Annotated in this window: 26 protein-coding genes and 1 tRNA gene; 16 read left to right on the top strand and 11 right to left on the bottom strand. The window is 69.9% G+C overall.

Going from position 1 to position 25465, the window contains the following annotated elements; translation table 11 throughout:
• Positions 1–75: 75 nt before the first annotated feature.
• On the bottom strand, positions 76–786 hold the full coding sequence (locus tag ACTWP8_RS01525) for a TetR/AcrR family transcriptional regulator (RefSeq protein ID WP_443317208.1): 711 nt from the start codon (positions 784–786) through the stop codon (positions 76–78).
• 129 nt (positions 787–915) lie between these two features.
• On the opposite strand from ACTWP8_RS01525, the gene ACTWP8_RS01520 reads away from it, so the two are divergent.
• Together ACTWP8_RS01520 and ACTWP8_RS01515 are read left to right on the top strand one after the other, a co-directional pair.
• Complete coding sequence (locus ACTWP8_RS01520; protein WP_443320302.1) at positions 916–2517, top strand: MFS transporter; 1602 nt, start codon at positions 916–918, stop codon at positions 2515–2517.
• A gap of 281 nt (positions 2518–2798) precedes the next feature.
• Positions 2799–3179, top strand: coding sequence for a peptidase inhibitor family I36 protein (locus ACTWP8_RS01515; RefSeq protein ID WP_443320448.1), 381 nt, complete (start codon positions 2799–2801; stop codon positions 3177–3179).
• Between the two features lie 49 nt (positions 3180–3228).
• On the opposite strand, the gene ACTWP8_RS01510 is transcribed toward ACTWP8_RS01515, so the two are convergent.
• A complete protein-coding gene (locus ACTWP8_RS01510) occupies positions 3229–4011 on the bottom strand; it encodes an ion channel (protein ID WP_443320301.1) in 783 nt (260 codons plus the stop codon).
• Positions 4012–4139: 128 nt separating this feature from the next.
• Positions 4140–6887, bottom strand: a complete 2748-nt coding sequence (gene aceE / locus ACTWP8_RS01505; RefSeq protein ID WP_443320300.1) for a pyruvate dehydrogenase (acetyl-transferring), homodimeric type — start codon at positions 6885–6887, stop codon at positions 4140–4142.
• Positions 6888–7374: 487 nt separating this feature from the next.
• Between aceE and ACTWP8_RS01500 the strand changes: the two genes are divergently transcribed.
• The 6 genes from ACTWP8_RS01500 (at position 7375) to ACTWP8_RS01475 (ending at position 12030) form a co-directional block, all read left to right on the top strand.
• The gene (locus tag ACTWP8_RS01500) at positions 7375–7815 is read left to right on the top strand and encodes a DUF3052 domain-containing protein (protein WP_443320299.1); all 441 of its coding nucleotides are present in this window, start codon (positions 7375–7377) and stop codon (positions 7813–7815) included.
• Between the two features lie 360 nt (positions 7816–8175).
• Entirely contained in the window at positions 8176–8634 is a 459-nt protein-coding gene (locus tag ACTWP8_RS01495; RefSeq protein ID WP_443317202.1) for a peroxiredoxin, read from the top strand.
• Between the two features lie 106 nt (positions 8635–8740).
• Positions 8741–9316, top strand: a complete 576-nt coding sequence (locus ACTWP8_RS01490; RefSeq protein WP_443320298.1) for a TerD family protein — start codon at positions 8741–8743, stop codon at positions 9314–9316.
• 103 nt (positions 9317–9419) lie between these two features.
• Complete coding sequence (locus ACTWP8_RS01485; RefSeq protein WP_443320297.1) at positions 9420–9995, top strand: TerD family protein; 576 nt, start codon at positions 9420–9422, stop codon at positions 9993–9995.
• Between the two features lie 48 nt (positions 9996–10043).
• Positions 10044–11183 carry a DUF475 domain-containing protein gene (locus tag ACTWP8_RS01480; RefSeq protein ID WP_443320296.1) on the top strand — a complete coding sequence of 380 codons (1140 nt, stop codon included), beginning with the start codon at positions 10044–10046 and terminating at the stop codon, positions 11181–11183.
• A gap of 112 nt (positions 11184–11295) precedes the next feature.
• Positions 11296–12030: a TerD family protein gene (locus tag ACTWP8_RS01475; RefSeq protein WP_443320295.1), complete on the top strand. Its 735-nt coding sequence runs from the start codon at positions 11296–11298 to the stop codon at positions 12028–12030.
• A 54-nt stretch (positions 12031–12084) separates the two neighbouring features.
• On the opposite strand, the gene ACTWP8_RS01470 is transcribed toward ACTWP8_RS01475, so the two are convergent.
• Positions 12085–12948 carry a TerD family protein gene (locus ACTWP8_RS01470; RefSeq protein ID WP_443320294.1) on the bottom strand — a complete coding sequence of 288 codons (864 nt, stop codon included), beginning with the start codon at positions 12946–12948 and terminating at the stop codon, positions 12085–12087.
• Between the two features lie 210 nt (positions 12949–13158).
• Between ACTWP8_RS01470 and ACTWP8_RS01465 the strand changes: the two genes are divergently transcribed.
• The 4 genes from ACTWP8_RS01465 to ACTWP8_RS01450 all read left to right on the top strand — a co-directional run bounded on the left by ACTWP8_RS01465 (position 13159) and on the right by ACTWP8_RS01450 (position 18831).
• Entirely contained in the window at positions 13159–14316 is a 1158-nt protein-coding gene (locus ACTWP8_RS01465; protein ID WP_443320293.1) for an HpcH/HpaI aldolase/citrate lyase family protein, read from the top strand.
• A gap of 73 nt (positions 14317–14389) precedes the next feature.
• A complete protein-coding gene (locus ACTWP8_RS01460; RefSeq protein WP_443320447.1) occupies positions 14390–17260 on the top strand; it encodes a phosphoribosyltransferase in 2871 nt (956 codons plus the stop codon).
• 20 nt (positions 17261–17280) lie between these two features.
• On the top strand, positions 17281–18081 hold the full coding sequence (locus tag ACTWP8_RS01455) for an HAD family hydrolase (protein ID WP_443320446.1): 801 nt from the start codon (positions 17281–17283) through the stop codon (positions 18079–18081).
• A 15-nt stretch (positions 18082–18096) separates the two neighbouring features.
• On the top strand, positions 18097–18831 hold the full coding sequence (locus ACTWP8_RS01450; RefSeq protein WP_443320292.1) for an O-methyltransferase: 735 nt from the start codon (positions 18097–18099) through the stop codon (positions 18829–18831).
• Positions 18832–18887: 56 nt separating this feature from the next.
• Here ACTWP8_RS01450 and ACTWP8_RS01445 read toward each other — a convergent pair whose 3' ends face one another.
• Genes ACTWP8_RS01445 through ACTWP8_RS01435 form a run of 3 tightly spaced genes read right to left on the bottom strand, consistent with a single transcriptional unit; the run spans position 18888 to position 21314 of the window.
• Positions 18888–19109, bottom strand: a complete 222-nt coding sequence (locus tag ACTWP8_RS01445; protein ID WP_443320291.1) for an FmdB family zinc ribbon protein — start codon at positions 19107–19109, stop codon at positions 18888–18890.
• Between the two features lie 9 nt (positions 19110–19118).
• Positions 19119–19835, bottom strand: coding sequence for a DUF4383 domain-containing protein (locus ACTWP8_RS01440; protein ID WP_443320290.1), 717 nt, complete (start codon positions 19833–19835; stop codon positions 19119–19121).
• Between the two features lie 39 nt (positions 19836–19874).
• Positions 19875–21314 (bottom strand): hypothetical protein, encoded by a 1440-nt coding sequence (locus ACTWP8_RS01435; protein ID WP_443320289.1) that lies wholly within the window; start codon positions 21312–21314, stop codon positions 19875–19877.
• A gap of 162 nt (positions 21315–21476) precedes the next feature.
• On the opposite strand from ACTWP8_RS01435, the gene ACTWP8_RS01430 reads away from it, so the two are divergent.
• From ACTWP8_RS01430 to ACTWP8_RS01420, 3 genes are all read left to right on the top strand, one after another.
• A tRNA-Val gene (locus tag ACTWP8_RS01430) sits at positions 21477–21548 on the top strand.
• An 85-nt stretch (positions 21549–21633) separates the two neighbouring features.
• Positions 21634–22332, top strand: a complete 699-nt coding sequence (locus tag ACTWP8_RS01425) for a hypothetical protein (RefSeq protein ID WP_443320288.1) — start codon at positions 21634–21636, stop codon at positions 22330–22332.
• A gap of 214 nt (positions 22333–22546) precedes the next feature.
• Positions 22547–22621: a 50S ribosomal protein bL37 gene (locus tag ACTWP8_RS01420; RefSeq protein ID WP_099504217.1), complete on the top strand. Its 75-nt coding sequence runs from the start codon at positions 22547–22549 to the stop codon at positions 22619–22621.
• 60 nt (positions 22622–22681) lie between these two features.
• Here ACTWP8_RS01420 and ACTWP8_RS01415 read toward each other — a convergent pair whose 3' ends face one another.
• The 3 genes from ACTWP8_RS01415 to ACTWP8_RS01405 form a co-directional block, all read right to left on the bottom strand.
• Positions 22682–23197 (bottom strand): ISL3 family transposase, encoded by a 516-nt coding sequence (locus ACTWP8_RS01415; protein ID WP_443320287.1) that lies wholly within the window; start codon positions 23195–23197, stop codon positions 22682–22684.
• A 243-nt stretch (positions 23198–23440) separates the two neighbouring features.
• Complete coding sequence (locus ACTWP8_RS01410; protein ID WP_443320286.1) at positions 23441–23980, bottom strand: putative immunity protein; 540 nt, start codon at positions 23978–23980, stop codon at positions 23441–23443.
• Complete coding sequence (locus tag ACTWP8_RS01405; protein WP_443320285.1) at positions 23977–24570, bottom strand: putative immunity protein; 594 nt, start codon at positions 24568–24570, stop codon at positions 23977–23979. Before ACTWP8_RS01405 ends, ACTWP8_RS01410 begins: the two co-directional genes overlap by 4 nt.
• Before the next feature lie 110 nt (positions 24571–24680).
• Here ACTWP8_RS01405 and ACTWP8_RS01400 point away from each other — a divergent pair, with 110 nt between their 5' ends.
• Positions 24681–24836 carry a MerR family DNA-binding transcriptional regulator gene (locus ACTWP8_RS01400; protein WP_443320284.1) on the top strand — a complete coding sequence of 52 codons (156 nt, stop codon included), beginning with the start codon at positions 24681–24683 and terminating at the stop codon, positions 24834–24836.
• Between the two features lie 147 nt (positions 24837–24983).
• On the opposite strand, the gene ACTWP8_RS01395 is transcribed toward ACTWP8_RS01400, so the two are convergent.
• Entirely contained in the window at positions 24984–25448 is a 465-nt protein-coding gene (locus ACTWP8_RS01395) for a hypothetical protein (RefSeq protein ID WP_443320283.1), read from the bottom strand.
• Positions 25449–25465 lie beyond the last annotated feature (17 nt).

Below are 25465 nucleotides of genomic sequence, written 5' to 3'. Positions count from 1 at the left end.
GGTGGCCCGTGCAGCGGGTGACGGAACTCACGTTTCATGGCGGTGCAATTACCGTCACATCGGACGATGGGAACTTTAACTCCCGTGTACTGTTCCGTCCCCGCTGTGCCAGTCGTCCGCGAGGGCCGGGCCCAACTGGTCGAGGTAGGACTCGGTGATTTCGCGAATGGCGTCAGGGCTCCAGTCGTCCCCCTTGCCCCAGAGCCTGCCGCTCACGCGGATCACCCCGCCGAACGCCGCCACCAGCACACGGGGTCGCGGATCGGCGTCCACATCGAGCCCCTCGCGGCGGGCGATCTCCTGGGCGAGCCGATCCTCCAGCTCGGCCGAGCGGCGCAGGTGTACGGCGAGCAGCGCGGGCGTCGACTCGATCACCTGGTACATGCGCATGTGCAGTTCGGGCGGCACGGTCTCCTCGATGGCCTGGCCGATGGCGTCCCAGGCGAAGAGGACGGCGTGGCGCAGCACGGTCATCGGCGTTTCGTCGGCGGGCCGTTCGCATACGGCGGCGTAAAACAGGTCCTCCACCACGTCCTGGACGGCGAAGGCGACTTCCTCCTTGTTGGCGAAGTAGCGGAAGAACGTTCGTTGCGAGACCTCGACGGCATCGGTGATCTCGTCCACCGTCGTCCGCTCGTAGCCCTGGGTTGTAAAGAGCTCGAGGGCGGAGCGGACGAGGGCGTTGCGCGTGCGCTGCTTCTTCAGCTCCCTGAGCCCGACGGGCGCGGGCGGTGGTGCGGACGGAAGGCCGGCCGATGGCCTCGTTTCCGCTACGTGCTGAGCCATGATCTCCGGCCCTCTCCTTGCCGCGTTTCCCTGCGTTTTCCCTGATCAGGATACCTGTGAGCTACGTGACAGCTACCGACTCGTGAATCCGTTTGTCAACTGTCAGCGACTGTCATTAGCCTCCCGATTATGACGTCACAGACCACCGTCGCCGACGCGGCGCCGGAACTTCCCGTACCGGAGCCTCACAAAGGGCTTCGGGGACACCCTTGGCTGACCCTCATCGCCGTCGCGATCGGCGTGATGATGGTCGCGCTCGACGGCACGATCGTCGCCATCGCCAACCCCGCGATCCAGAAGGACCTCAAGGCATCCCTGGCCGATGTCCAGTGGATAACCAACGGCTATCTGCTCGCTCTCGCGGTCGCGCTCATCACGGCGGGCAAGCTCGGAGACCGCTTCGGCCACCGTCAGACCTTCCTCGTCGGCATCGCCGGCTTCGCCGCCGCATCGGGCGCCATCGGGCTGTCCGGCAGCGTGGCCACCGTCGTCGCCTTCCGTGTTCTCCAGGGCCTGTTCGGCGCCCTGCTGATGCCCGCGGCGCTGGGCCTGCTGCGAGCCACCTTCCCCGCGGAGAAGCTCAACATGGCGATCGGCATCTGGGGCGCGGTCATCGGCGCCTCCACGGCCGCGGGACCGATCATCGGCGGCCTGCTCGTCGAGCACGTCAACTGGCAGTCGGTGTTCTTCATCAACGTGCCGGTCGGCATCGTCGCCCTCGCCCTCGGCCTGGTCATCCTCAAGGACCACCGCGCAGAGAACGCGGCCAAGTCCTTCGACACCCCCGGCATCGTGCTGCTGTCGGGGGCGATGTTCTCGCTGATCTGGGCCCTCATCAAGGCCCCGGAGTGGGGTTGGGGCGACGGGATGACGCTGCTCTTCCTGGGGCTCGCCCTGGTCGGCTTCATCGCCTTCGCGCTGTGGGAGTCCAGGGTGAGCGAGCCGCTGATACCGCTCGGGCTGTTCCGGTCCGTACCGCTCTCCGCGGGCACGGTCCTCATGGTGCTCATGGCCTTCGCGTTCCTGGGCGGGCTGTTCTTCGTCACCTTCTACCTGCAGAACGTGCACGGCATGAGTCCGGTCGACAGCGGTCTGCGCCTGCTGCCGCTCACCGGCATGATGATCGTCGCCTCGCCGCTCGCGGGGGCGCTGATCACCAAGTTCGGCCCCCGGATCGTCCTGGTCGGCGGCATGGTGTGCACGGCCGTCGCGATGCTCGGCATGTCCGCGCTCGAGGTGGACACCGGAACGGGAGTGATGTCCGTGTGGTTCGCCCTCCTGGGCATGGGCCTCGCCCCGGTCATGGTCGGCGCGACCGAGGTCATCGTCGGCAACGCACCGCTCGAGCACGCGGGGGTCGCGGGCGGTCTCCAGCAGGCCGCGATGCAGGTCGGCGGCAGCCTCGGTACGGCCGTGCTGGGCGCCGTCATGGCCGCCAGGGTGGACAACGACCTGCCCGGCAACTGGGCCGGGGCCGGGCTGCCGCCGCTTCCGCCGGAGCAGATGGCGAAGGCGTCGGACGCGGTGTCGGTCGGCATGGCGCCGGTCAGCGAGCAGACCCCGCCCGGCGTCGCAGCCAAGATCTCGGACGTCGCTCATGACACGTTCGTGTCGGGCATGGGCCTGTCGTTCACGGTGGCCGGCATCGTCGCGGTCCTCGCGGCCCTGGTGGCGACCCTCACCAAGCGCGGCGAGAACACGCAGCCGGGCGGGGGAGCGGGGCACGTTTAGCGGAGCGGGGCACATCGAGCCGGGGGGCATCCGGCTGGCGCGCACGTCAACGCGGAGGGGGCAGGGCCGAGCGCCCGGCCCCCTCCGCCGCGTCTGCCCCTATCAGGGTGGCGGTTGATCAACTCCCTTGGCGGGACCGGGAACCCGAGGCGAGTCTGCGGTGTAACAGAAGCAGAACCGTCCGACACGGGGGAGTGATCCAGATGCGCAACGCCACCGCCTTCACCATCAAGTCCACTGCGAGCACCAGCGCCGCAGCAATCGCCCTGGCCGCCGCTGCCATGGCTCTGAATCCGGGCGCGGCGGCTGTGGCCGCGACACCGGCCACGGCTGCGACACCGGCCACGGCTGCGACACCGGCCGCTGCCGCCGCCCCGCGCCTCGGCAGTTGTGCCACCGGCCAGTTGTGTCTGTGGCAGAAGAGCGACTTCCGCGGCGTGAGCCGTACGTACGAGCTCTCGGACATCGACATCGAGAGCTGCGTGCCCCTGCCGCGCGGCACCACAGCCGCCTCGCTGGCGAACCGCACCGGCCGGCCCGTCACCACGTACCAGAGCGCCGAATGCGCCGAGACGGGCGAGTTCGAGACCTATCCGGGCGGAGGCACGTGGGTGCCCCAATCCCCCTACCAGGTACGGGCTTTCAAGGTCTGGGAGAGCTGAGCGGGCGCTGAAGCGGGGGTACTGGCGGTCGCCGCGCAGGCATCCCTGCTCATGGCTGACCGCTGGTGCTCGCTGCCGGGGCGTCGGCAGACGGTGGGGGAACGGCGACGGCCTGCCGCAGTTCCGCCAGCTCCGCGCGCAGCGCCCGCACTTCGGCGGTCAGGGCCGTGATGGCCTCCGTCTGCCGTCGCTCCTCCGCGTCGTCGCGCTCGAAGCGCGCTATGAACCAGGCGGCGATGTTCGCCGTGACCACACCGAGGAGAGCGATGCCCGACAGCATGAGACCGACAGCGAGGATCCGCCCGAGTCCGGTCGTCGGCGCGTGGTCGCCGTAGCCGACGGTCGTCATGGTCGTGAAGGACCACCAGACCGCGTCACCGAGGTTCTTGATGTTCCCGTCCGGAGAGCCCCGCTCCACCTCCAGGACGGCCAGCGAGCCGAACATCAGCAGACCGACGACCGACCCGGCGACGTACGTTGTCAGCCGCACCTGCGATGCCATCCGGGCCCGCTGCCCGACCAGCAGCAGGGTCGCCACCAGGCGCAGCAGCCGCAGCGGCTGGACCAGCGGCAGGGCCAGGGCCAGCAGCGCCAGCGGATTGCTGCGCACGAACACCAGGCGGTCGGGCGCCCGTACCAGCCGCACGGCGTAGTCGACGGCGAACGCACCCCACACCACCCACTCGACGACCAGACAGAGCTGCCGCACCTGTTCGCCCGCATCCGGCTTCACGACCGGCACGGCGTACGCCACGGCGAACAGCACCGCAAGTCCGAGCAGCGGTCCTTGCGTGTACCGCTCCCACCCCGTCTGTGCAGGTTCCCCCTTCATACCCGGCATCTAAGCACCCCGTCGGAACTCCTCGGCCCCGGGCCGGGCGAGCCGGTCGGGGCCGAGGAGGTAGTGCTATGAAGTGCTGTGCTGTCCCGCGTTGTTCCCTGCGGCGCGCTGCCGCGGAGTTACGCGTCTCCGCCCGCGGCGCCCGGGTCGGCCGCCGCCACGTCGAGCAGCTGGTAGCGGTCGATCGCCTGCTTCAGCACCGAGCGGTCGATCTTGCCCTCCTTGGCGAGCTCGGTGAGCACCCCCAGGACGATCGACTGGGCGTCGATGTGGAAGAACCGGCGGGCCGCACCACGGGTGTCGGCGAAGCCGAAGCCGTCGGCGCCCAGCGACTGGTACGTGCCCGGCACCCAGCGCGCGATCTGGTCCGGGACGGCCCGCATCCAGTCGGACACGGCCACCTTCGGGCCCTCGGTGTCCTGCAGCTTCCGGGTCACGTACGGGACGCGCTGCTCCTCCTCCGGGTGGAGCAGGTTGTGCTCCTCGACCTCCACGGCGTCGCGCCGCAGCTCGTTCCAGGAGGTCGCCGACCAGACGTCCGCCTTGACGTTCCACTCGTCGGCGAGGATCCGCTGGGCCTCGATGGCCCACGGCACCGCGACACCCGAGGCGAGGATCTGCGCCGGGGTGGCGCCCTTCTCGCCCGCCTTGAAGCGGTAGAGGCCCTTGAGGATGCCCTCGGTGTCCACGTCCGCAGGCTCGGCCGGGTGCTGGATGGGCTCGTTGTAGACGGTGAGGTAGTAGAAGACGTTCTCGCCGTGCGGGTACTCGTCCGACGAGCCGTACATCCGGCGCAGACCGTCCTTGACGATGTGGGCGACCTCGAAGCCGAACGCCGGGTCGTATGCGACGACGGCCGGGTTGGTCGAGGCGAGCAGCTGCGAGTGGCCGTCCGCGTGCTGCAGACCCTCGCCGGTCAGGGTCGTACGGCCCGCGGTCGCCCCCAGTACGAAGCCCCGCGCCAGCTGGTCGGCCATCTGCCAGAACTGGTCGCCGGTGCGCTGGAACCCGAACATCGAGTAGAAGACGTACACCGGGATCAGCGGTTCGCCGTGCGTGGCGTAGGCGGAGCCCGCCGCGATCAGCGAAGCCGTACAGCCCGCCTCGGAGATGCCGTCGTGCAGCATCTGGCCGGTCGGCGACTCCTTGTAGGCGAGCAGCAGCTCGCGGTCCACGGACTCGTAGGTCTGGCCGAGCGGGTTGTAGATCTTCGCTGTCGGGAAGAGCGAGTCCATACCGAAGGTGCGGTACTCGTCCGGCGCGATCGGCACGAACCGCTTGCCGATCTCCTTGTCCCGCATGAGGTCCTTCAGCAGCCGCACGAACGCCATCGTCGTGGCGATCTGCTGGTTGCCGGAGCCCTTCTTGAGCGACGCGTAGGCCTTGTCGTCCGGGAGGTTCAGCGGCTTCGACCGCACGACGCGGGTCGGCACATAGCCGCCCAGCTGCTTGCGCCGGTCGTGCATGTACTGGATCTCGTCCGAGTCCGGACCCGGGTGGTAGTACGGCGGGACGCCGGACTCCAGCTCCTTGTCCGCGATCGGCAGGTGCAGCCGGTCCCGGAAGCGCTTGAGGTCGTCGACCGTCAGCTTCTTCATCTGGTGGGTCGCGTTGCGCCCCTCGAAGTTCGGGCCGAGCGTCCAGCCCTTGACGGTCTGCGCGAGGATCACGGTCGGCTGGCCCTTGTGCTCCTTGGCCGCCGCGTAGGCCGCGTAGATCTTCTTGTGGTCGTGACCGCCGCGGCCCAGGTGCAGGATCTGGTCGTCGGTCATGCCCTCGACCATCTTGCGCAGGCGGTGGTCGTCGCCGAAGAAGTGGTCGCGGATGTAGGCACCGGTCTCGGTGGCGTACGTCTGGAACTGGCCGTCGGGGGTGGTGTTCAGCTTGTTGACCAGCACGCCGTCGCGGTCCTGGGCGAGCAGCGGGTCCCAGCTGCGGTCCCACACCAGCTTGATCACGTTCCAGCCGGCGCCGCGGAAGACCGACTCCAGCTCCTGGATGATCTTGCCGTTGCCGCGCACCGGGCCGTCGAGGCGCTGCAGGTTGCAGTTGACGACGAAGGTCAGGTTGTCCAGGCCCTCACGCGCGGCCAGCGTCAGCTGGCCCAGCGACTCCGGCTCGTCCATCTCACCGTCGCCGAGGAAGGCCCACACGTGCGACTTGGAGGTGTCGGCGATACCGCGGGACTCCATATAGCGGTTCATGCGGGCCTGGAAGATCGCGCCGAGCGGTCCGAGGCCCATGGAGACGGTCGGGAACTCCCAGAAGTCCGGCATGAGCCGCGGGTGCGGGTAGCTGGACAGCCCATAGGGGGCCTTCGACTTCTCCTGCCGGAACGCGTCGAGCTGCAGCTCGTTCAGCCGGTCCAGGAGATACGCGCGGGCGTAGATGCCCGGGGAGGCATGCCCCTGGAAGAAGATCTGGTCGCCGCCGTCGCCCTCGTCCTTGCCGCGGAAGAAGTGGTTGAAGCCCACGTCGTAGAGCGACGCCGAGGAGGCGAAGGTGGCGATGTGGCCGCCGACACCGATACCGGGGCGTTGCGCGCGGGAAACCATCACCGCCGCGTTCCAGCGGGTCGCGTTGAGGATCTTGCGCTCGATCTCCTCGTTGCCGGGGAAGAACGGCTCGTCCCTGGTCGCGATGGTGTTGACGTAGTCCGTGCTGCGCATCTCGGGCACGGCCACGCGCTTCTCGCGGGCACGCTCGATCAGGCGGAGCATCAGGTAGCGGGCACGTTCGCGGCCTCGCTCGTCGACTGCCGCGTCGAGCGACTCGAGCCATTCCCGGGTCTCTTCGGGATCAAAGTCCGGGACCTGACTGGGAAGGCCGCCAATGATGATCGGGTTGCGATCGGATCCGGAAGCCACGCTGTTCCTTCGCTGTTCGGGTCGTGCTCTGCACGCGGGTCAGATTCAGCTTCTGCTGGGTCGCGCCGCCTCCATCGTGTACCTCAGAAGGCGGAAACGTCATCTCTACCGGGCGGTAACCGCCACTGTGTGAGACGGGGCGTCGCGCGGCGTCGCCGATCGATAGTCGGCCAAATCGCAACCTTACGCCCACGGCGGCGGCGCCCGGGGTACGGCCGTTCGTCGCCTGGTCTTTCCTCATTCGCGTCCGAACGGCGCAGCGGGGGACCATGACCTTACAAATCGGGCAGAATCGTGTGGTGTGAATCACCCCCGCCCGTTCCGTCATGATGGGAGTTGCGGCGACACGTCAACGTTTGGGCGGGATCGGCGGCTGGGTACTTGCGCGAACAGCCCGGCCCGTGTGGACTACGCCCAATGGCTCGCGCACGCGCGAGGCGACAGACATCCTCAGGACATGACAGCAGGAAATGACAGGAGGCAATCCGTGAGCGCGACCGCGGACCACGCGGAGGAGCGGACCAACCCTGCCGCAAGGCTGGGTTTCCAGCCCGGGCAGGTGGTCCAGGAGATCGGCTACGACGACGATGTCGAGCAGGAGCTCCGCGAGGGCATCGAGGCCGTCACCGGCCAGGAGCTCGTCGACGAGGACTACGACGACGTGGCCGACGCCGTTGTTCTGTGGTTCCGCGAGGACGACGGCGACCTGACGGACGCGCTGGTGGACGCCACCACGATGATCGATTCCGGATCCCCGGTCTGGCTGATGACGCCGAAGACCGGGCGCGACGGATACGTCGAGCCGAGCGACATCGGCGAGGCCGCGCAGACCGCCGGCCTGGCGCAGACCAGCAGTGTCAACGCGGGCAAGGACTGGACCGGCAGCCGTCTGGTCACGCCGAAGGTTGCCCGTACGGGCAAGCGATAAGCGTTCCGGGCCGACCCCGGACCCCAGGCTGATCTCGGACCCCGGACCGGCCCCGGACCCCGGACCGGCCCCGGACCCCAGGTCGATCTCGGACCCCGGACCAGCCCCCGGACCCCGGGCCGACCCCGGACCCCCAAGGACCAGCCCGGACCCCGAACCAGCCCCGGGACCATCTCTCGGAGCAGCGGACGGCTGGTCAACCCCATCGACCTCTTCAGCGCCCCCGGCGGCTCCGCCGCCGGGGGCGCTGTGTCCCGGTGTGCACTCGCGGTGACAGACTGGCCGCGCAAACCCGCAGGCGGCCGGGCGGACACGCGGTGTCCCCTGGCCGGGCTCTTCTCGAGAGAGGGACCAGGACTCATGGCCATCGAGGTCGGCGCGAAGGCTCCGGACATCGAGCTGAAGAACCAGCACGGCGAGACCGTGCGGCTCTCCGATTTCCGGGGCGAGAAGAACGTCGTGCTGCTCTTCTACCCCTTCGCCTTCACCGGCGTCTGCACCGGCGAGCTGTGCGCCCTGCGCGACGAGCTGCCGAAGTTCGTCAACGGCGACGTGCAGCTGCTCGCCGTCTCCAACGACTCCCCGTTCACGCTCCGGGTCTTCTCCGAGAAGGAGGGACTGGACTACCCCCTCCTCTCGGACTTCTGGCCGCACGGCGAGGCCTCTCGCGCATATGGGGTCTTCGACGAGGAGAAGGGCTGCGCGCTCCGCGGCACCTTCGTCATCGACAAGGAGGGAACCGTCCGCTGGACTGTCGTCAACGGCCTGCCCGACGCCCGTGATCTCAACGAGTACGTCAAGGCGCTGCAGAGCCTGTAGGTGGTACGGGGACAGACAGGGAACCGCTCACTAGGATCAGTTCGTTGATCCGATGCCAACGCACGACGGGGGCACGCAGTGCTCCTCGATCTCAATGGGAGGACTCGTGGGAGTCAGCCTCAGCAAGGGCGGCAACGTCTCGCTGACCAAGGAAGCCCCCAACCTGACCGCGGTGATCGTCGGTCTGGGCTGGGACGCCCGCACCACTACCGGAACCGACTTCGACCTCGACGCCAGCGCCCTGCTCGCGAACGCCGAGGGCAAGGTCGGGACCGACCAGAACTTCGTGTTCTTCAACAACCTCAAGAGCCCGGACGGCTCCGTCGAGCACACCGGCGACAACATCACCGGTGAGGGCGAGGGCGACGACGAGCAGATCAAGGTGAACCTGGCCGCCGTGCCGGCCGATGTCCACAAGATCGTGTTCCCGGTGTCGATCTACGACGCCGAGACCCGCCAGCAGAGCTTCGGCCAGGTCCGCAACGCCTTCATCCGCGTGGTGAACCAGGCCGACAACTCGGAGCTGGCGCGCTACGACCTGAGCGAGGACGCATCGACCGAGACCGCCATGGTCTTCGGCGAGCTGTACCGCCACGGCGCGGAGTGGAAGTTCCGCGCGATCGGCCAGGGGTATGCCTCGGGCCTGCGCGGCATCGCGCAGGACTTCGGCGTCAACGTCTGATCCGCGGGCGACGCACATGCGCCTGGTGCCGCACCCTCTGCCGCGCGCGGGGGTGCGGCACCGGGCATCGAGGAGTACAGCACTCAGGGGAGGATGCAGGATCATGGGCGTCACGCTCGCCAAGGGAGGCAATGTCTCCCTCTCCAAGGCCGCGCCGAATCTCACGCAGGTGATGGTCGGTCTGGGCTGGGATGCACGCTCGACGACGGGCGCGCCGTTCGACCTCGACGCCAGCGCCCTGCTGCTGCAGTCGGGGCGCGTACTGGGCGACGAGTACTTCGTCTTCTACAACAACCTCAAGAGCCCGGACGGTTCTGTCGAGCACACCGGCGACAACCTCACCGGTGAGGGCGAGGGCGACGACGAGTCGATCCTGGTCGACCTCTCCAAGGTGCCCGCGCAGGTCGACAAGATCGTCTTTCCGGTGTCGATTCACGAGGCGGACAACCGGGGCCAGACCTTCGGCCAGGTCAGCAATGCCTTTATCCGCGTGGTCAACCAGGCGGACGGCCAGGAGCTGGCGCGCTACGACCTGAGCGAGGACGCCTCGGGCGAGACGGCCATGATCTTCGGCGAGGTGTACCGGTACGGCGGCGAATGGAAGTTCCGTGCGGTGGGTCAGGGGTACGCGTCGGGGCTGCGCGGCATCGCTCTAGACTTTGGGGTCAATGTTTCGTAAAGCCGCGCACTGCGCGCGGGGGACCCCGCTAACACGATTGGGTAGCCAGTGCTTCTGAGAACCTTTGGCTGGTCGTTCGCCATCACGGTGATCGGCCTCGCCGCCGCTGCGTGGGGCTGGGGGTGGGAGGCATTCGGGATCGTCCTGATCCTCTCCGTCCTCGAGATCTCGCTCTCCTTCGACAACGCCGTCGTCAACGCGGGCGTGCTGAAGAAGCTGAACGCCTTCTGGCAGAAGATCTTCCTCACCATCGGCATCCTCATCGCGGTCTTCGGAATGCGCCTGGTCTTCCCGGTCGTGATCGTCGCGATCAGCGCCAAGGTCGGTCCCATCGAGGCCATCAATCTCGCGATCGACGACCCGAACCGCTACGAGGACCTGGTCACCGACGCCCACCCGGCAATCGCCGCCTTCGGTGGCATGTTCCTGCTGATGATCTTCCTCGACTTCATCTTCGAGGACCGGGACATCAAGTGGCTCGGCTGGATCGAGCGGCCGCTGGCCAAGCTGGGCAAGCTCGACATGCTGTCGGTCACCATCTCCCTGATCGTCCTGATGGCGACGGCGATGACGATCGCCACCAACGCCCATGTGAGCACCGGCCACGCCGACAAGTCGGCCACCGTCCTCCTCTCCGGAGTCGCGGGCCTGATCACATACCTCCTCGTGGGAGGCCTCTCCGGCCACTTCGAGAACAAGCTCGAGGAAGAGGAGGAGCGCGAGCACGAGGCCGAGGAGGAGGCCAGGAAGGCGGGCAGGCAGCCCACCATGGTCGGCCTCGCGGGCAAGGCCGCGTTCTTCATGTTCCTCTACCTCGAGGTGCTGGACGCGTCCTTCTCCTTCGACGGTGTCATCGGCGCCTTCGCCATCACCAACCACATCTTCTGGATGGCGCTCGGCCTCGGCATCGGCGCGATGTACGTCCGGTCCCTCACGGTCTACCTGGTCCGCCAGGGCACCCTCGACGACTACGTCTTCCTCGAGCATGGCGCGCACTACGCGATCGGCGCCCTCGCCGTCCTCCTGCTCGTCACCATCCAGTACCAGGTCAACGAGATCGTCACCGGCCTTATCGGTGTCACCCTCATCGCCTGGTCCTTCTGGTCCTCGCTGCGCCGCAACCGTGCCCTCGCGGGCGAGGGCGGCGACGCCTCCGAGGAGAAGTCCGAAGTCACCTCGGGAGTGTGACCACGGCGGGAATGAGGAACGCTCTCTGATGCGGGGCGGCTACGGGGCACGGGGCCTGGTGGCCGCCCCGATCGGTTGGGGCCCGGGATCGTCGACAAGTGGGGGGTAGAGGGTGTCGTTCTGGAGCAACTGGCGGGGGGGCGGTCGGCAGGGATTCGACAGCGGCAGCGCGTCGTCGAACGCGATCGAGCTGACGAAGCGACGGTCGACCGTCTCGCTCACCAAGCAGGGCGCGGCCACCGGCAATCTGCGCGTCAACCTGTCCTGGCGGATGCGGACTTCCGACATCGGCGGGCCCGGGCGGAGCGGCAGCCTGCTGCGCCATCCGCTGAAGCTCTTCAAGCCCGAGGTGGTGCAGGCCCAGGGGCCCGCGGTGGTGCAGATCGATCTCGACCTGGCCTGCCTGTACGAGCTCAAGGACGGCAGCAAGGGCGTCGTACAGCCGCTCGGGAGCTTCTTCGGCGACCTCAACTCACCGCCGTATGTGAAGCTCAGCGGCGACGACCGGTTCGGCTCGGCGTCCGGCGAGACCATCTACATCAACATGGACCACCGGGACGACATCAAGCGGCTGCTGATCTTCGTTTACATCTACGACGGCACCCCGGCCTTCGACCGTACCCACGCCATCGTCACGCTCTTTCCGAGCAACGGCCCGCGGATCGAGATCGGGCTCGACGAGCGCGCCCCGCAGGCCCGCTCCTGCGCCGTCGTGCTGATCGAGAACAACAAGGGCGAGCTGACGGTCCGGCGCGAGGTGAAGTACGTCTACGGCTTCCAGGCGGAGCTCGACCGGCTTTACGGGTGGGGGCTCCAGTGGGGCCGCGGGTACAAGACCAAGGTCTGAGCCGCGCCGCCCCCCACATCCCGTACCTCCACTGTCCTCGCTGCCTCCGGGATGTCACCGGTTCTTCTGGAACTGCGGTCCCTGGGGCGGCAGTACGAAGACGGGCGCCGGATGCTGCGGGTAGCCGTAGGCGGGCTGCTGGGGGTAGCCGTACGCGGGCTGCTGGGGCGGAGCGGGCGGGGGCAGAGGGTAGCCGTAGCCGGGCTGGACCGGCTCGGTGACGGCATCAGGGGCCTGGCGGCGGGGCTCGGCTTCCGGCTGAGGCTCGGGTTGCGCTCGGGGCTGGTGTGACTCGGGCCCGGCGGCCTGCGCCTGGGGCGACTGGGACGCTTGGGGCTCGGATTCCGGCCCGTCCGCGGCCGTCTCGCCCTCGTCCACGGATATGCCGAACTCCGTGGCCAGACCGACCAGTCCCGTCTCGTATCCCTGCCCGAGGGCCCGGAACTTCCAGCCGTCCCCGCGCCGGTAGAGCTCGCCGCAGATCAGCGCCGACTCATCACCCGTCTCCGGCCGTACGTCGAACGTCGCGATCGGCTCGCCGCCGTCAGAGGCTCCCGCCCCCGCGTCGTACAGCAGCACGCGCAGGTCCCGTACGGGACCGAACGCCCCGCCGTCCGCCGACGCCGCCAGCACCACCCGTTCCACCGAGGGCTCCAGCGCGGCCAGGTCCGCTTCCATCGTGTCCGTAAGGCCGTCCGCCAGCCGCTTCTTCGGCAGGTGCCGGACCAGCCCTGACGGGTGGCGCGGCTGGTTGTAGAAGACGAAGTCCTCGTCCGAGCGCACGCGGCCGTCGGAGGCCAGGAGCAGGGCCGACGCGTCCACGTCGGGCACGTCGGGACCCGGGGTCCAGCACAGCACGACCCGTACGGCGGTGGCCTCGAGCGGGATGTTGGACCCCTTCAGCATCGCGTGCGTCATGCCCGCAATCCTGCCTTCCCGGTGATGGGCACGACAACGCGGGGCCGCCGAAAGCCCCGGGAAGCCGGGCGGTTTCCTGCGCCCGGGCAACCACACCGATGCACGCGAGTTACTTGATTTTCACGCGCTTGGGGAACTTTTGACCGCTGCCCGCACGTACGATAACCGGCCAGATCGCGTCATGGCCGGGTCGGCAGCACGGGGAGATATATGCGTCATTTCGGGCACGTTCCGCCCGAGGTCCGGGAGGGCCTGTTCCACCGGCAGCCGGTGGAGTTCTCCGCGGACTCGCCGGCCCGCACGCTCGCCGTTGCCCTCGGCGCCACGCTCTACAGCCCCGCCACCCGCCCCCGGCTCGCCGACGACGTGCTCAAACAGGCCGCCCGCGGTGTCGTGTCCATGGTGCTGTGCCTGGAGGACTCCATCGACGACGCCGACGTGGCAGCCGCCGAGGAGAATCTGATGCGGCAGTTCGCCGAGCTCGACCGGCGTGGCCGGGACCTGCCGCTGCTCTTCATCCGGGTCCGCGAGCCCGGCCAGATTCCCGACCTGGCCGCCAGGCTCGGCCCCGCCGCGAGACACCTGTCCGGATTCGTACTGCCGAAGTTCACCGAGGAGCGCGGTGTCCCCTTCCTCGAGGCGCTGGCAGCGGCCGAATCGGCGAGCGGCCAGCGGCTCTACGCGATGCCCGTCCTCGAATCGCCTGAACTGCTGCACCTGGAGAGCCGCGTCGACGCGCTCGGCGGCATCAAGCGGACCGTCGACAAGTACCGCGACCGCGTCCTGGCCCTCCGGCTCGGGGTCACCGACTTCTGCTCGGCGTACGGGCTGCGCCGCGCCCCTGACATGACCGCGTACGACGTCCAGATCGTCGCCTCCGTCATCGCCGATGTCGTGAACACGCTGGGGCGCGCCGACGGCACCGGCTTCACCGTCACCGGCCCCGTCTGGGAGTACTTCCGCGTCCAGGAGCGGATGTTCAAGCCGCAACTGCGGCGCAGCCCCTTCACCGGGCGCGCCGAGCACCTGCGCACCGCCCTCATCGAGCACGACATGGACGGCCTGCTGCGCGAGATCGAACTCGACCGGGCCAACGGACTGCAGGGCAAGACCTGCATCCACCCCTCGCACGTCACGCCCGTGCACGCGCTGTCCGTGGTCAGCCATGAGGAGTTCACGGACGCGGCGGACATCCTCAAGCCGGAACGGCTCGGCGGCGGAGTGGTGCGCTCCGCGTACACCAACAAGATGAACGAGGTGAAGCCGCACCGCGCGTGGGCGGAGCGCACGCTGCTGCGGGCCGAGGTCTTCGGCGTGGCCCGGGAGGACGTGAGCTTCGTCGAACTGCTCGCGGCCGGGCTGAAGTGAGCGTGTGCATCAGGGGCATGACCGAGTGAACGACGAATTGGACGGCATGGACGAGACGAGGGACGGGCACGGCATGGTGTGGTCGGGGCAGTGGGTCGCGGACCGGCTGGGCGTCGGGCTCGCGGGCGATCCGGAACTGACCGACATGCTCGGGCTGGCCCTGCGGCGCAACAAGAAGCGCGCCCATCTCCTTGTGTCGAACGTCCTCGGCAAGCACGTGCCGCAGCGGCCCGGAACCGTACACGGGGCGGGGCTGCGGCTGGGCGAGCGGGTGCGGGAGCTGCTGGGCGACGAGGCGGCGGCGCGCGCCGTGGTCCTGGGCTACGCGGAGACGGCGACCGGCCTTGGCCACAGCGTCGCGGACGGCCTGGCGCTCGCGCCATATCTGCACTCGACGCGGCGTCCTGTGACCGGCGTCGACCCGGCGGGCGGCTTCGAGGAGTCCCACAGCCACGCGACCTCGCACCTGCTGCTGCCCGAGGACCGGGCGCTGCTGAGCGGCGACGGGCCGCTGGTGCTGGTCGACGACGAGTTCTCGACGGGCAACACCGTCCTCAACACGATCAGCGCGCTGCACGTGCGCTTCCCGCGGGAGCGGTACGTGATCGTGGCGCTCGTCGACATGCGCTCGGCCGAGGACCGGGGCCGCCTGGACGCGTTCGCGGCCGAACTGGGCGCCCGCGTCGACCTGATCGCCTCGGCGGCGGGCACGGTACGGCTCCCGGACGACGTCCTCGCGCGCGGCCAGGCTCTGGTCGAGCAGCACGAAGCCGCGGCGGCGCGAGCCGCCACCGCGGCCGGGGGCGCCTCTGCCACCGCGGCCGGGGGCACGACGGCCGTGGGTGCGGTCTCCGGCGGGCCGGACGACGGAGCCGCGGGCTCCGCCACGTTCGCTGCGGCCGGAGGCGCGGACTCGGGCGCGACCGGCCGCGCGGCGGTGGCGGCCGCCGCGGCGGGGGGTGCGCTTGGCGCGGGCGAGGGCGTCTTCTGCTTGGATGGGCCGCGGGGTGCGGCCACGTCAGGCGCCGCCGACCGCCGCGCGCCGGTGGCGGGGGCCTTCGCTCCTGCTGCCGCTGAGGGCCGCGGTTCAGCGCGTCCGGGCGCGACCGGCTCGGACGAGTCGGCGATGGCCCGTCCGATGGCCCGCCCGCCGGCGCGCCCGCGTGCCGAGCGCGTCGATCTCCGCTGGCCCGACGGGCTGCCCGACGGCGGGCGGCACGGCTTCACGCCGGAGCACCGCGCCGCGCTGGAGGCGGCGCTGCCCGGCATGGCGCGTCGTATCGCCGACGCGCTGCGGGCCGGACCGGACGGTTCCGGCGGCGGCGCGGCGCGTCCGGGCGCGACCGCGTCAGGTGCGGCCACCGCCCGGCCCCAGCCCGCGCCGGAGGCCGCGCCGCGCGCGCTCGTTCTCGGCTTCGAGGAGCTGATGTACGCGCCCCTGCGGATCGCTCAAGCGCTGGAAGCCGAGCTCGGCGGCCGGGCCGAGGTGCGGTTCTCGACCACTACGCGGTCGCCCGTACTGGCGGTCGACGACCCCGGCTACGCGATCCGTACGCGGCTGTCGTTCCCCGCGCACGACGACCCGGCGGACGGCCCCGGCGACCGCTACGCCTACAACGTCGCGGGCGCCGGCTTCGAGGCGGTCGTCGCCGTCGTCGACTCCGCCGCCGACACGCCCGCACTCCACGCCCCCGGCGGCCTGCTCGACCGGCTCGCCGCGCACACCGGCCGCGTCCTGCTCGCCGTCGTGCCCAGCCACGTCCCGGAAGCACAACCGGAACCACAGGTGCCACCCATGCCCACGCTCTCCGAGCCGCTCCGCGGCCCCGCCTTCTCCTCCTACGCCCCGGACGAAGTCGGCTGGCTGCTCCAGGACTTCTCCGGCGTCGAACTCGAAGCCCCGACCGAGGAGCGCGAGGAGGCCATCCAGCGCGGGGGTGCCCACTACGCCGAGTCGCTGCCTGTCGAATACCAGCCCAGCGCCCAGTACCAGGAGCTGTTCCGGGCTGCGCTCGACACGTCCGCCGCCCGGATCGCGCGCGCCGTCGGCACCGTCACCGAGACCGTCCTGGCCGAGCGGTCCCCGAGCCCGGTCCTCGTTTCGCTGGCCCGCGCCGGTACGCCCGTCGGCGTCCTGATGCGCCGCTGGGCGCAGCACGCGCACGGCCTGGACCTCCCGCACTACGCCATCTCCATCGTCCGCGGCCGCGGCATCGACACCACCGCCCTGCGCTGGCTCGCCGAACGCCACGACCCGGCCGACGCCGTCTTCGTCGACGGCTGGACGGGCAAGGGCGCGATCACCCGCGAACTGGCCGAGGCCCTCGGGGACTTCCCCGGCTTCGACCCGGAGATCGCCGTCCTCGCCGACCCCGGCGGCTGCGTCCGCACGTACGGCACGCGCGAGGACTTCCTCATCCCCTCGGCCTGCCTCAACTCCACGGTCTCCGGCCTGATTTCGCGGACCGTGCTGCGCGCCGACCTCGTCGGCCCCGACCAGTTCCACGGCGCGAAGTTCTACCGCGAGCTGGCGGACGCCGATGTCTCCGGCTTCTTCCTCGACACCGTCGCGGCCCGCTTCGACGAGGTTGCGGACGACGTCGCCGTGGACGTCAAGGAGCTCCTGGCGGCGGACCGTACGCCCACGTGGGAGGGGTGGGCGGCTGTCGAGCGGATCAGCGGGGAGTACGGCATTCACGACGTCAACCTCGTCAAGCCCGGCGTCGGCGAGACGACGCGCGTGCTGCTGCGCCGCGTGCCGTGGCGGATCCTCGCGCGGCGCGGGGCGGGCGCCGACCTCGATCACGTACGGCTCCTCGCCGACCAGCGGGGCGTACCGGTCGAGGAGGTCGACGGCCTGCCCTACACCTGCGTCGGCCTCATCCACCCGCGCTACACGCGCGGGGCGACCGGCACCGACGGCAAGGCGGTGAGCGCGCAGTGAGCACAGTGAACGCAGGGAACATGGTCCTTGCGAGCGACCTCGACCGCACGCTCATCTACTCCTCCGCCGCCCTCGCCCTCGACATGCCGGACGCACGGGCGCCCCGCCTGCTGTGCGTCGAGGTCTACGAGCGCAAGCCGCTGTCCTACATGACGGAGACGGCCGCGGCCCTCCTCGGCCGGCTGGCCCGCGAGACCGTCTTCGTCCCGACGACGACCAGGACCCGCGAGCAGTACGGCCGCATCCACCTCCCCGGCCCCGCCCCGCGCTACGCGATCTGCGCGAACGGTGGGCACCTCCTCGTCGACGGCGAGTCCGACCCGGACTGGCTCGCCCGGGTCCGGGAGACCCTCGCCGCGGGCTGCGCGCCGCTCGCCGAGGTCCGCGAGCATCTCGTACGCGCCGCCGACCCGGCCTGGCTGCTCAAGGAGCGGGTCGCCGAGGACCTCTTCGCGTACCTCGTCGTCGACCGGGCCCTCCTTCCCGACACCTGGGTCAAGGACCTCACGGCCTGGGCGGACGAGCGCGGCTGGACGGTCTCGCTGCAGGGCCGCAAGGTCTACGCGGTCCCCAAACCGCTCACCAAGAGCGCGGCGGTCGCGGAGATCGCACGCCGCACCGGAGCCGCGGAGGTCCTCGCGGCCGGCGACTCGCTCCTGGACGCGGACCTGCTCCAGGCCGCGGACCGCGGCTGGCGGCCGGGCCACGGCGAGCTGGCCGAAACCGGCTGGACGGCATCCCATGTCACGGCCCTGGCCGAGCGCGGCGTCGCGGCGGGGGAGGAGATCGTCCGATCCATGCTGCGGGCGGCCGCAGGCTGAGCCAGGATGGCGGGCATGGCCAACCTTTCTCCCAGCTCCTCAGGTTCCTCAGGTTCCTCCGACTCCTCGGACTCCTCCGGCACCGCGGTCCCGCACCACACCAAGAACACCCCGGTCACGCCCGAGTTGTATGAGTACGTCCTGGCGCACAACCCGCCGCTGGACGCGGTTCAGCAGGCGCTCATCACGACCACGCGTGAGCAACTGCCCGATGCCGCGGGCATGCAGGTCGCCGAGGAACAGGCGCCGCTGCTGGCCTTCCTCGTACGGCTGACAGGCGCACGGCACGTCGTGGAAGTCGGCACCTTCACCGGCCTGTCGGCGCTGTCCATGGCGCAGGCGCTGCCCGCCGGCGGCAGGCTCGTCGCCTGCGACATCTCCGAGGAGTGGACGGCGTACGGGCGGGAGGCCTGGGCCAAGGCCGGGGTCGCGGACCGGATCGAGCTGCGGATCGGCCCGGCGCTGGAGACGCTGAGCGCGATGCCGGAGGAGCCGCACATCGACCTGGCGTTCGTGGACGCGGACAAGGAGAACTACGTCCCGTACTGGGAGCAGCTGGTGCCGCGGATGCGGGAGGGCGGGCTGATCGTGGTGGACAACGTCTTCCTGAGCGGACGCGTGCTGGACCCGTCCGCGACCGGACGGGCCGGTGCGATCCGGGAGTTCAACGACCATGTCACCGCCGACGCGCGTATGGAGTCGGTGATGCTCACGGTCGCGGACGGCCTGACACTGGCCCGCAAGCGCTGATGCGGCGGGTCCTGCGCGGCGCACCCGCGCTGGTCGGCCGCAGCAGCCCGCGCCGGTCAGCCGCAGCAGCCGCCTCCGCAGCACCCGCCGCCGCCCCCACCCCCGCCGCTGGGCGCCGGGGCGGTGGTTGCGCTGCCGCCCACGGCGACGGTGGACAGCAGCTTGACGGTGTCCTCGTGGCCGTCCGGGCATGTGGCGGGCGCGGAGGACTCGGCCATCGGGCGGCTCAGCTCGAAGGTGGTGCCGCAGGACCGGCAGCGGTACTCGTAACGGGGCATGGCGACAGATTAACGGTGTCCCGTCGCGCGGTCGCCCCCGCGATCTTCCGGCGGCCGAAGCCACGGCCGAAGCGGCGGCCGCTCCTGCTGCTGCTGCGCCTGGATGGCCAGCCGCTTCGCCCTGGCGCGCAGCGCCGCCTGCTCCTCATGGGCCACCTGGCCGGGGTGGCGGGCCTGCCAGTACGGATTGTCGTGCGGCAGGTGGCCGCTCACCCGCCCGTACATCCCGAAGGTCATCAGCAGCAGGCCGAAGACGAAGCTGAACAGGACGTTCTGGAGCCGGAACGCCAGGAAGTTGTAGTCGGTCTCCAGCAGCGCGAGGTTGAAGAACCCGCTCAGCAGGAACGCCACCCCGAACCACATGTTCAGCGACGAGGCGAAGTTGCCGCCGATCACCATCCCGCCGAACAGCACGCACCCGACGACGATCGACAGCACGCTCAGCGCGCCGTTCGTGTTCAGCCCGGCCACGGTGTCGCCGCCGGTGTCGAAGAACCCCACCTTGCCGATCAGCCCGAGGATGCCGAAGGCGAGCAGGACCAGGCCCATAAGGCCCGCACCGATGCGGTAGACGGTGCTGAGCCTGTGGTCCACGGGCAGGTGCTCGTCGAGCCGCGTCCGCCTGGCGAGCCGCTCGGGGAAGCGGCCCGCGGGGCCGCGGCCCGCCGGGAAGCGGCGCGTGCCTCGGCCGCCGCGGAGGGGGCGGCCGGCGTGGCTGCTGGCCATGCACCCAGGATCCGTCCGTACGGAGGCGAGCGCCAGCGGTCAGGCCCGGCCCGCGCCCCGGTCCTCGCGGATCTCGCTCACCACCCGCGCGACGGTCTGCCGGACGGCCTCCGTCTCGGTCAGGAAGTGCCAGTAGTCCGGGTGCCGGCCCTCCAGCCCCACCACGGCCCGCTCGAGTCGCAGCACGGACTCGTCCAGCGGCCTCGCGTGCCGCGGGTCCGGGGTGCTGCGCCCGGCCATCGCCAGCCGCTGCGCGTCCCGGATCGCGAACCGGGTCCGCTCGATCTCCTTCGACGGGTCGAACGAGACCTCGTTGAGCCGCCGCAGCCGCTCTCCGGCCGCCGACACCGCCTCGTCCGTCGTGTTCAGCAGCGCCCGGACCGTACTGAGCAGCGCGGTCGCGTCCGGCCAGCGCTGCTCTTCGCGTGCCTTCTGCGCCTCTTTCAGCTTCTCCTCCGCCTGCGCGACGGACCGCGCCGCCTGCTCGGGCACGGGCTGGAGGTCCTGCCAGCACGCGGCCGCATACCGGCGGCGCAGCTCGCTCAGTACGGGCTCGACCCCGGTCGCCCGGGTGGTCAGCGCCTGCGCGCGGGTGCGGAGCGAGACGAGCCGCTTGTCGGTCTCGGCGGCCCGCTCCGGCAGCCGCTCGGCCTCGCTGCGCACCGTCTCGGCCTCGCGCAGCACCTGGTCCGCGCGCCGGAGCGTCTCCTGCACGCCGTGCCGGCCCGCGCCCTGGTTGAGCTTGGTCAGCTCGGGCGAGAGCGCGGCGAGCCGGGCGGCCAGATCGTCCGCGCGCAGGCCCTTGGCTCGTACGGCGTCCAGCGCGTTCGTCGCCGCGAGCAGCGCCTGGCGGGCCCGCTCGACGGCCGGGGCGAGCCGGGCGAGCTGGGTCTCGGCCTGCTGCAGCAGCGGTCCGAGACCCTCCGTGAAGCGGTCGAGATCGCCCTTGACCCGCTCCAGCTCGTCCTTGGCCCGGGCCAGGTCCGTACGGGCGCGGGCGGCAGCGGAGGGCTCGAGGTCCACACGGTCCAGGTCGTGCGCGTCGACGGCGGTGATGTAGTCGTGGCTGGCCTGGTCGATGCGGCGGCCGAGCGCGTGGAAGTCCTCGGCGGCCTTCCGGGCACCGGGGGAGTTTTCGACCGCCGTGATCGTCTCGATGGAGATCCGCAGGTCGCGCTGCGCGGTGTCGAGCTCGTAGAACGCCGCGGCCGCCGCGTCCTTCGCGGCCTGCGCATCCGCCCGCTGGCTCTCGCCCCGGCCCCACCAGCGGCGGTTGGCCCCACCGGCGAACGACGCGGGCGCGGCGGCGGCGAGCAGCACCACCGGCAGGACGAGCAGCGCCAGCACATCCCGCCCGGCACGCCCGGCACTTCCGGCCCGGCCGTCCCGCTCGGCGCGCCCACCCTGACCGGGCCCCCGGTCGGTACGACGACGGCGGCGTGCCGGCCGCGTGTACGGCTGCGCGTCTCTCGCCGTCACATCCCTCTCCCGTGCCCTGATCCACCCCGTAAGGCCCGCAGTCATTCTCCCACCAGGTAATGACGAACACACGAGCCGGACAGTTGCCGGTTGCCCGTGCTCCCGACACGTACTGGTTTGCGGCCCGGGTGCGCGGGCCATGTAGTCTGTCAGCTCATCCCAGGGCGCATAGCTCAGTGGTAGAGCGCTGCTCTTACAAAGCAGATGTCGGCGGTTCGAATCCGTCTGTGCCCACCCATCTGACCAGCGCGGATACCGCTTCGGCGGGCCGCGCCGTTCGCCGTAGCCATGGCATTAACCATGAATAGGTTCCGCGGCCATGGCGAATACACAGCCCAAGCGCCGCCAGCGCGGCAGCATCCGCTCCAACGGGGCCGGCTTCCAGGTCCGGGTCTACGCCGGACGCGACCCGCTCACGAAGAAGGAGCTCTACCTCCACGAGCAGGCGACCACCTGGGACGCGGTGGAGAAAGCGCGCACTCGGCTCCTGGCGAAGGTCGACGAGCAGCGCCACCCGAAAGGCAAGATCACGGTCGGGAAGGTGATCGATCAATGGATGGAGGTCACGCGGATCGAGGAGAGCACCCGCGACCGGTACGTGATCGCCATCGATCAGTACATGAAGCCAACGCTCGGCCAGCTCCAGGCCGCCAAGCTCGACCCTCAGCTGATCGAGCTCTTCTACGCCCGGCTGTTCCGCTGCCGCGAGCAGTGCGAGGGCAAGCTCGACGGCCGGACCGAGCCGCGCACGGGGTGTCGCCACGAGTGCAAGCCGCTGTCGAACGGCTCCCTCCGCGAGCTGCACTACATCCTCAAGCCCGCGCTGGAGCGTGCTGTCCCTTCGACGAGCTCTTCGCCAGGCCGACCTCGCACCGGTACCGGGCCCTGGTCGCGTTGTGGATCTCGACGGGAGCCCGGGCGAGCTCCTCGGGGTGTGCTGGCGAGATGTCGACTTCGGCCAGCAACTGGTGACGGTCGTTCGCAAGGGAAGCCGTTCTTCCCAGCAGCTCCCCCTTGATGGTCCAAGCCCTACACAGCCTCTGACCTGCGGTTGGCAGCGCTGTGATCGATCGGCCCGGGCGGCTTCGACGCGCATTCGACAGAAGCCGCTGCTCTGGGGTGGCGGCGCGCCGGTATAGGTGCTGTGGCCGCGGCACCGCTGATGCGGACAAACCGGGCCGAATCTAGACTGATCAAGGGGTGGAAGGTCCTGAATTAGGGGAGTGTGAACTATGGCTAAGCGAGGGAACAAGCGACGCGGCCGTAAGAAGAAGAAGGCCAATCACGGCAAGCGTCCCAACGCCTGAGCCGACCGAGCCTCCGGCCGTGGGGTGCCGTATCTTCGCCGCCCGGATTGAGGTCGAGGATCAGGATCCGCGGAACGACGAAGTGCATCTCTTCCTACTTGAGGTGGGGTGGCTGAGTCCGCCGCCGATGAGCAGGATGCGTAGCCGGTGGTGGTCGCGTTTGCGGAAGCCGCGGGCGATGCGGCGGTGGAGTTCGATGAGGCCATTGATGGCTTCGGTGCCGCCGTTGCTGGCGCGACCGGTGTCTAAGTAGGCCAGGAACGCCTCGCGCCACTGTTTCAGCGTCTTCCCGAGCCGCTTGATCTCCGGGATCGGGCACGTCGGCAGCGAGGCGAGGACCTTCTGGGCGATCTGCCGGCCCTCGACCGGGCTCGATGCCTTGTAGGCGGCCCGGAGTTGTTGGGCGCACTGCCAGGCGACGAACACTTCGTCGTGGCGTTCATCGGCGGCGATCGCTCGCTCCAGCCGGGCTCGTTGCCGGTCGGTGAGGTTCCCGGCCCCGCAGCGCAAGATCGTGCGGATCCCGTACAGCGGATCTGCCTTGCGACCGCTGTGGCCGCGGATCTCCTGCTGCACCCGCGGCGGACCTCGTCAACGGCCTGGGTGCCGAGCTTGACGACGTGGAACGCATCCAGCAGGCCCGGCGCCAGATCCAGCAGCCTGGCCTTCGGGATCCCGTTCTCGTCGGGCGTGAGGTCGACCATCCCGGTCAGCTGCTTGGGTCCGCGGCCGCCATTGGCGACGGGGATTTCGCTGACGTGATGCCACACGTGCTCGTCGACACCGAGGCGCTTCACCCCGGCGAACCTCGTCTCGTCATCAGCCATCGCCTGCAGCAGCGGCCGGATCGTCGAACACCGACCAGCAGATGTCGTTGCGCAGCCGCTGGTCATCAAGTACGAGCCGGCGGATCGCCTCCGGGAGCTGATCGCGCTGCCACCGGCACTCGAGTCGTCCCGCGGCCTCGCTCTCGCCTTCCGGTGCCGCTGCACGTGCGGCCTTGATCGCGTAGGCGGCCGCGCCGAGCTCGTGCGCGGCGACGTGGGCGACGGCCCCGGCCTGGCCCGCGGCGTACGCGGCATGCCGTGCTGCCCCACGCAGGTCTCTGGCTGCCCCCATTGCATGGCCGCCCGCCGCGCGAGCCTGCATCATCTTGACCTCGCCACGCACCCAGGCCCGGGCATGTTCGATCGCCTGGCGCGGTCGCGGGTCCCCAGGCTGGGCCGACTCGAAGAGGCCAAGGACGTGCTCTGCACACGAGGCAGCCCATAGAGCGAGGAGACGGTGATCCGCATCAGTGAGAGTCCCACCACGGCGGATCGTCACGAAGCGAGGGTCCCGGACCTTCGGGAGGATCATGATGTGCATTCCCTCCTGCGCGCATCGGCGCCACTCCCTGCGGTGTGCCCTGGCGACCGGTCAGCCGCCTGGCGCAGGGAATGATCCAGAGTGCTCATCAGCCGGGCGACACGATTGCTGCCGCTTGTCGCGGGCGGATAGCGGCAGAGCACGTCGATGAGCACCGGTGTCGCACGCTGCCGCGACCGTTCCAGCAGGGCATCCCCGATCGCGGGGTCACCGCCGGTCTCCATCTCCCCGATGCGCGCAGCGCTCGCGGAGGCTCGCAGGATGTGGCCGACCTGGCCGGCCTGGGCGATGGGGTGCAGGTATGCGGCCGATGCGGCGTCACCGGCGGTTCGCGCGGCCAGTCGCGCGGATTCGGAGGGTGCGGACCGGGCGGCTCGATGAGCGTCGAGGGAAGTGACGCGCTGCAATTTCGTCCTGTTGGCACCGTTGATGAACGCCCAGGCCGCGTCGATCGCTGCACGGGGGCGCGGATCATCGGGAACAGCCTGCTCAAAGACCGACAGGACGTCCTCTGCGTGCCGAACCACGTAACGCGCCACGACGCGCAGCTCGTCCATCGTCAGGTCGAAGTCTCCGGACACGGTGTGCGTGCTCTGTGCCATGTCCCTGAATCGTATCCCTGAACGCTCGTTGGAGACTCTGCGACGAATCCTCCACTCACTTGCGTCGGAAACCCTCAATCGGAGGTCACGTGCGGCCCGTGGACCTGGCTCGTCAGCATGGCGTCTCCACGCAGGCGGTCCGCAACTACGAGGACGCCGGCATCATCCCGCCGGCTCACCGTAGCCGGACGGGGTACCGGGACTACGGTCCCGGTTCCTCACCACTGAAGTCGCCATGCGGGTGACCGTGGGTGACCGCTCGTTCTGGCCCGGATCTGGCACACGATGACCCGGCCCCAGACGGCGGCACAGCAGCACTGGTGCGGTTGTGGCGCGGCCCCGGACCCGTGGCTACGGCAGAAAGCACCCTACGAGTCGCGTTGCCAGGCAGCTCAGAGATGCTCTTTGGCGGCCCTAACCAGACGGCTAATGCCGTCGCGGGTTCGCCTTCTGCGCTCGTCCAGTTCGGTTCGGCTGTCCGTCTTGTGCAGCGTCGTGATGTCAGCGAGTACGGCCTCCGCTGTCTGGCTCAAGGTGTCGTCATCCGTGAGCATCTGCACCCGGAACAGGGCCTCTTGGGCAAGGGAGCGCAAGTCATAGGCACGGACCTGCACCACATCGGGGTCCTCGTGCGGAGGCTGCTCGTGCAGACAGAACCATAGGTGCACCAGACAGCGGCGGTAGTTGATCAGTGCGCCGGCATAGACCGAGTACGCATCGAGTCGTTCCTGCCGAAGCTTCTCGCGCCTCGTGAAATGGTGGCCTCTGTCAGCGGTGCGCTGCTGAAACACCAGGGTGATCCCTGATCCGAGCAGGGTGCCCAGTACGGCTATGGCGCTGGCGATGATGGCTTCCACACCACAAGCTGATCACG

It is taken from the genome of Streptomyces sp. 7N604 (assembly GCF_052245475.1).
In the GTDB taxonomy this organism is placed as follows: domain Bacteria; phylum Actinomycetota; class Actinomycetes; order Streptomycetales; family Streptomycetaceae; genus Streptomyces.
The sequence above is the reverse complement of the archived record's forward strand: the minus strand, read 5'-3'. Positions and strand labels throughout refer to the sequence as shown.